3 protein-coding genes and 1 pseudogene are annotated in these 5,383 nt (G+C 38.3%); all 4 read right to left on the minus strand.

All coding sequences use genetic code 11. From position 1 onward, the window contains the following. Window positions 1-434 (minus strand): annotated as a pseudogene (locus ACILQF_RS10180) (hydrogenase); the annotation flags it as partial. 21 nt (window positions 435-455) lie between these two features. Further along, window positions 456-3,476, minus strand: coding sequence for a TAT-variant-translocated molybdopterin oxidoreductase (locus ACILQF_RS10185; RefSeq protein ID WP_395627302.1), 3,021 nt, complete (start codon window positions 3,474-3,476; stop codon window positions 456-458). 43 nt (window positions 3,477-3,519) lie between these two features. Beyond that, the gene (locus ACILQF_RS10190) at window positions 3,520-4,794 is read right to left on the minus strand and encodes a cytochrome c3 family protein (RefSeq protein ID WP_395627303.1); all 1,275 of its coding nucleotides are present in this window, start codon (window positions 4,792-4,794) and stop codon (window positions 3,520-3,522) included. 247 nt (window positions 4,795-5,041) lie between these two features. Further along, window positions 5,042-5,383: deoxyhypusine synthase family protein (locus ACILQF_RS10195; RefSeq protein WP_395627304.1), on the minus strand; the 342-nt coding region annotated here is incomplete at its 5' end.

The following is a 5,383-nucleotide window of genomic DNA, read 5'->3' on the forward strand; positions in this document are numbered from 1 at the left end:
AGAGCCCAGTGGAATAACCAAGGACGACCCATGTGGGAAATGATGTACGAAGCAGCACAAATAACTGCAAAAATTGTCATTGCCTCTGCCGATCGGTTAATGGAGTTTCGCCAGTTCTGACGAAAAAGGAGCAATACAGCCGAAATTAGCGTTCCGGCATGACCAATACCTACCCACCAAACGAAACCTGTAATATCCCAGGCCCAACCTACGGTTTTATTTAATCCCCATTCTCCAATACCAAACCAGAAGGTCCAGCTAACTGAGAATACCCAAAGGCCTGCGCCCATAACAGATACAATAAAACCGATCCACCAGGCTTTATTTGGTTTGTTTTCTACGGGAACCAATATATCTTCGGTGACCTTGGAGTAGGTTATATTTTCACCGGTTACTAAGGGCTCTCTAAGTATAGACTCGTGATGAGTTGACATATCTTTATTGAATTTCTTGTATTAAACCTCTACAGTATTTCTAACTTTTGTTTGATAACCAACACCTGGCTTCACATTTATTTCCTCAAGCACATAATATGTACGTTCGCTTTTCAATGCTTTTGAAACTTCAGATTCAGGATCATTACCATCACCGAAGATAATTGCATTTGTTGGACAAGTTTGCTGACAAGCAACTTTAATATCGCCATCTTTCAACTTACGTTTATCTAATTTTGCAGCAAGCTTACCTGCTTGGATACGTTGAACACACATAGAACATTTTTCCATTACACCTCTTGAACGAGTGGTAACATCAGGGTTTAGCACTAATTGTGTAAACTCGTTGTTCATGTAATTATCAAAACGAGAATCATTCCAATAGTTAAACCAATTGAAGCGACGTACTTTATATGGACAGTTGTTCGCACAATAACGTGTTCCTATACAACGGTTATAAGCCATTTGGTTCAAGCCCTCTGAGGAGTGCACTGTTGCCAAAACCGGACAAACAGTCTCGCAAGGAGCATGATCACAATGCTGACACATCATAGGTTGATGGATAACAGATACGTTATCAAGACTATCCAGCTTATTGATTTCGTCTTCTTTTGTAACCTTGTTTTCACCATCATTAATTGTATAATAACGGTCAATGCGTATCCAGTGCATCTCACGACGACGGCGAACCTCATCACGACCTACAACAGGTATGTTATTTTCAGCATTACAGGCAACAATACAAGCACCGCAACCAGTACAAGCATTCAAATCAATGGCCATTACCCAATTGTGACCAGGCTGCTCAAATTCATTCCACAAGTCATATTTATTAACATGAGCATGTCCTGTACCTGCAGTTGGATCTTTCAAGAAGTTTTTTAATGTTGTTTCACGAACAATATTTCTTCCTTCAATAGTATGGTGAGTTTGTGTTTGAGCAAGCTCATAAGTTCCAGATGCCTTACTAATGCTTGCAGAAACTGCCGTTTGCAAAGTCGCATTTACCAGACTTAAAAATGGATAAGCATTTTTTCCAATATCAGAACCGGCCTTTCCAGCCTTTGTTCTTCCATAACCCAATGCAATTGAAACCGTTCCACTTGCTTGTCCGGGCTGAAGTAATACTGGTAAAGTAACTGTGTATTTATCTGTTTTTATTTCAACAAGATCTAGCTCAGCGATGCCCAATTTCTCGGCATACTTAGGGTTTATGGCAGCGTAATTATCCCACGTTACTTTTGAAACCGGATCAGGCAATTCTTGCAACCATGGATTATTTGCGGTTTTACCATCACCAATCGCTACATTCTGATAAATATGTAGTTCAAGGGCTTTCTCCCCACCTTTTGCAAGGTTTTTACTATTCGCAATTATAGTTTGAATAACAGAATTTAAATCACGTGAGAATGAGTAAACACCAGAGGATTTTATAGGAAGAGTAACTGAACCTTTCTGTAATAAATCTTTCCAAGTTGTTCCTGACTGTGCAAAAACTGTTTTAGACCAGTTATTTTGTATGTACTGATAGTAATCTGTAACTGCATTTTCAGACCAAATCAATAATCCCTGCTCTGCATTTCGTGAATTATAAACAGGATTGATTGTAGGCTGAACGATTGTATAATAACCTTCTACGGGATTTGAATCACCCCAAGATTCTAAATAATGATGATTTGGAGCAATTACCTGACATAATGAAGCTGTCTCATCTTTACGATCGGCGAAGGAAACACGTAATTTAACTTTAGTCAAAGCATCAGTAAATGCTTTAGAATCATTAAATTCATAAGCAGGATTACTGTTTAAGAAGAAAACTGCATCTACCTCTCCACGATTCATCTCATTCACAAACTCAACAAACTCTGCATCATTTCCAACAAACTGGTATGAAGGATTGTCAAGATCGATAGTAGTACCATAATTGCCTAATAAAGCATTGATGGCATTGACTAAGATTTGAATTGAAACATCGTTTGATCCACTGATAACTAGTGAAGCACCTTTTGCTGCTGATAACTCTTTAGCTGCAAGAGCAATTGCCTTTTCAGCATTTGGATTGTTTGCCAATGGCTTCGAACCACTTACAACACCCCCAAGTGCCGCATATAAATTTAGAAGTGCAATGCCTTCTTCAGATGGCTTTAATGGAAGACGCGCATCAGCATTAGAACCTGTTAAGCTCATTCCAGTTTCAAACTGAATGTGACGAGACATCTTTTTGCCTTCTAGAGAAGCATTATTTCTTTTGGATACGTACTGGCGACTGAACTCCAATGGAGAAATCCAAGTCCCAAGGAAATCAGCTCCGAAGCTTACAATTAAATTTGCTTTATCAAAACGATATCTTGGAAGAACAGCCTTACCGAAGCTATTTTCATTTGCTTTGATAATTCCGGTATAGGAAACGGCATCTACTTGAATATGTTTTGTATTTGGATATTTAGCAGCAAAATCAGCAATTACAGCCTTAGTTGAAGGACTATTTACAGTTGCAGAAACTATACGAATCTTTTTACCTGCATTTTGCGCCTTTAATAATTCATCCTGTATAAATTTATCAACCTTAGTCCAATCGGTATCGACATCATTCAAAACCGGTCCTTTAAGTTTTGAGACATCATAAAGGTCAAGAACCGAAGCCTGGCCTTTAGCATCTAAACTACCCTGACTAAGGATACAATTCGGATTTCCTTCAATTTTAATCGGACGACCTTCACGCGTCTTCACCAGAACACTATGTCCGTTAAAAGTAGAAGTATAGTAATTTGGGATACCTAGTATAACCTCTTCAGGCTTTACCAAGTAGGGAATTGATTTGTGAACAGGAACTTTCTGACATGCAGCAAGAGTAACTGCACCCAAACCAAATCCAAGTGCTTTTAAAAAATCCCGACGTGGGGCTACGGTACTTAAACCCGCCTCATTCAGAACTTCTTCCATAGGAAGCGATTCAGCGAACTCGTTTTTGCTTTTCTCAACAAAATCTTTGGTGTTCTGCAGCTCTTCTAAACCTTTCCAGTATTTTTTATTGCTTTCCATTTAAGCTATATAAAGTATACGTATGTTATCTTAAAATTTATTATTAGTAGTGACACTTGCTACATTCCAATCCACCTAATACAGCGGCTGTAACCTTTTCACCTTTTTTCAACTTATCGTGAGCAGCTATTAGCTTATCATAATAAGGGTTATCCTTGTGATTCACCTCGGTCTCTCTGTGGCAATTGATACACCATTTCATTGTTAGCGGAGCATATTGATAAACTTCCTCCATCGTTTGAATTGGTCCATGGCACTTCTGGCACTCAATGCCCGCTACAGAAACGTGCTGTGAGTGATTAAAATAAGCCAAATCAGGTAAATTATGTATTCTAATCCACTCAACAGGTTTAGTATTAGGACCGTACACCTTGGTATCTTCATTATAATCTAAAGCATTATAGATTTTCATGATTTCCGGAGAGGTTTTACCATCATATTTTTCTGAAGCGTTCACGTAATTGTGACAGTTCATACAAACATTTAAGGAAGGTATACTTGCATTCTTAGATGAATAAGCACCTGAGTGGCAGTATTGACAATCAATTTTATTAATTCCTGCATGAAGCTGGTGAGAAAATTTAATCGGTTGAACTGGCTGGTAGCCTGTATGAACACCTGTTTCCCACATGCCTTTCCATCCAGCTGAGCCAAGGAATATAACACAAAGCAAAACAACGAACATGATGAACTTCTTGTTCTTAGATAATTTTTTTAATCCAGCAAGGCGATCTTTAGCAATAACTTCTTCCTCTTCAACTTCTATTCCCTTTTTTTGAAGCATCACGCGCTCCAGAGTTTGGATAACCTTGTTTAAGACTAAAACTACAAGGAAAGCAATAATAATCACTGCTAGGAGTCCGAATAACATGAAATTACTAATGCCATCATTTGTTCCTGCACCGCTAGCTCCCGCTTGAGCAGCATTTGGATCGACTGCAGGTTTTGGATCACCTACTTTTACATAAGCTATAATATTTTTGATATCATCATCAGATAATTCAGTGAATGATGACATCATAGCCGGTGAGTACTCCGAAGCTTTTATGGCTAAAGGATCACCTGAAGCTATAAATGCAGGAGCATTCTTGATCCATTTGAGTAACCAAGCTTCATCATACTTTGTATCGATACCTTTTAAGGCCGGACCTACTACCGCTTTTTCAAGTCCATGACAAGCGGTACACTTCTGCTTAAAAATCGCTGCACCAGCTGCTGCATCCTGTGCACTCGCTGAATTAACAGCTGCTGAACTCAGGAAGGAAACTAAAATCAGTGATTTTGTAACACTTCTAAAAAACAATGAGATGCTTCTCATATTGCGTATTTAATGCTTAAAATTTGAAACGTATAATTAAAATTCAATGGTTATTAGCCATCAACATTTTTCAGATGACAAAAGTATAGTTAATTCGTTTACGGATGACATTAAGCTGACCTATTTTATCAATTTATAATCATTCTAAATTACCTGTAAAAGTGCAGCCAACATCACTAATTCAGTCATTTTATAAAAAATACTATTTTTTACAGCCTAGACGCGTTTGTAATTGATAATTCAATTACTATTGCTTTAAAACCCATGCAAAAATGAGTGGCGCCACAATAGTTGCATCCGACTCCACAATAAATTTAGGTGTATCAATATCCAATTTACCCCAAGTTATTTTTTCATTTGGCACAGCGCCAGAATATGAACCAAAAGAAGTTGTTGAATCTGAAATCTGACAGAAATAACCCCAGAAAGGAATATTTTCCATTTCCATGTCCTGATAAAGCATTGGAACTACGCAAATAGGGAAATCACCGGCAATGCCCCCTCCTATCTGGAAAAAACCGACACCCTTACCCCCCGAATTTGCAATATACCAGTCGGCTAACCAACCCATATACTCAATACCGCTCTT

The organism is Daejeonella sp. (assembly GCF_044232565.1).
In the GTDB taxonomy this organism is placed as follows: domain Bacteria; phylum Bacteroidota; class Bacteroidia; order Sphingobacteriales; family Sphingobacteriaceae; genus Daejeonella.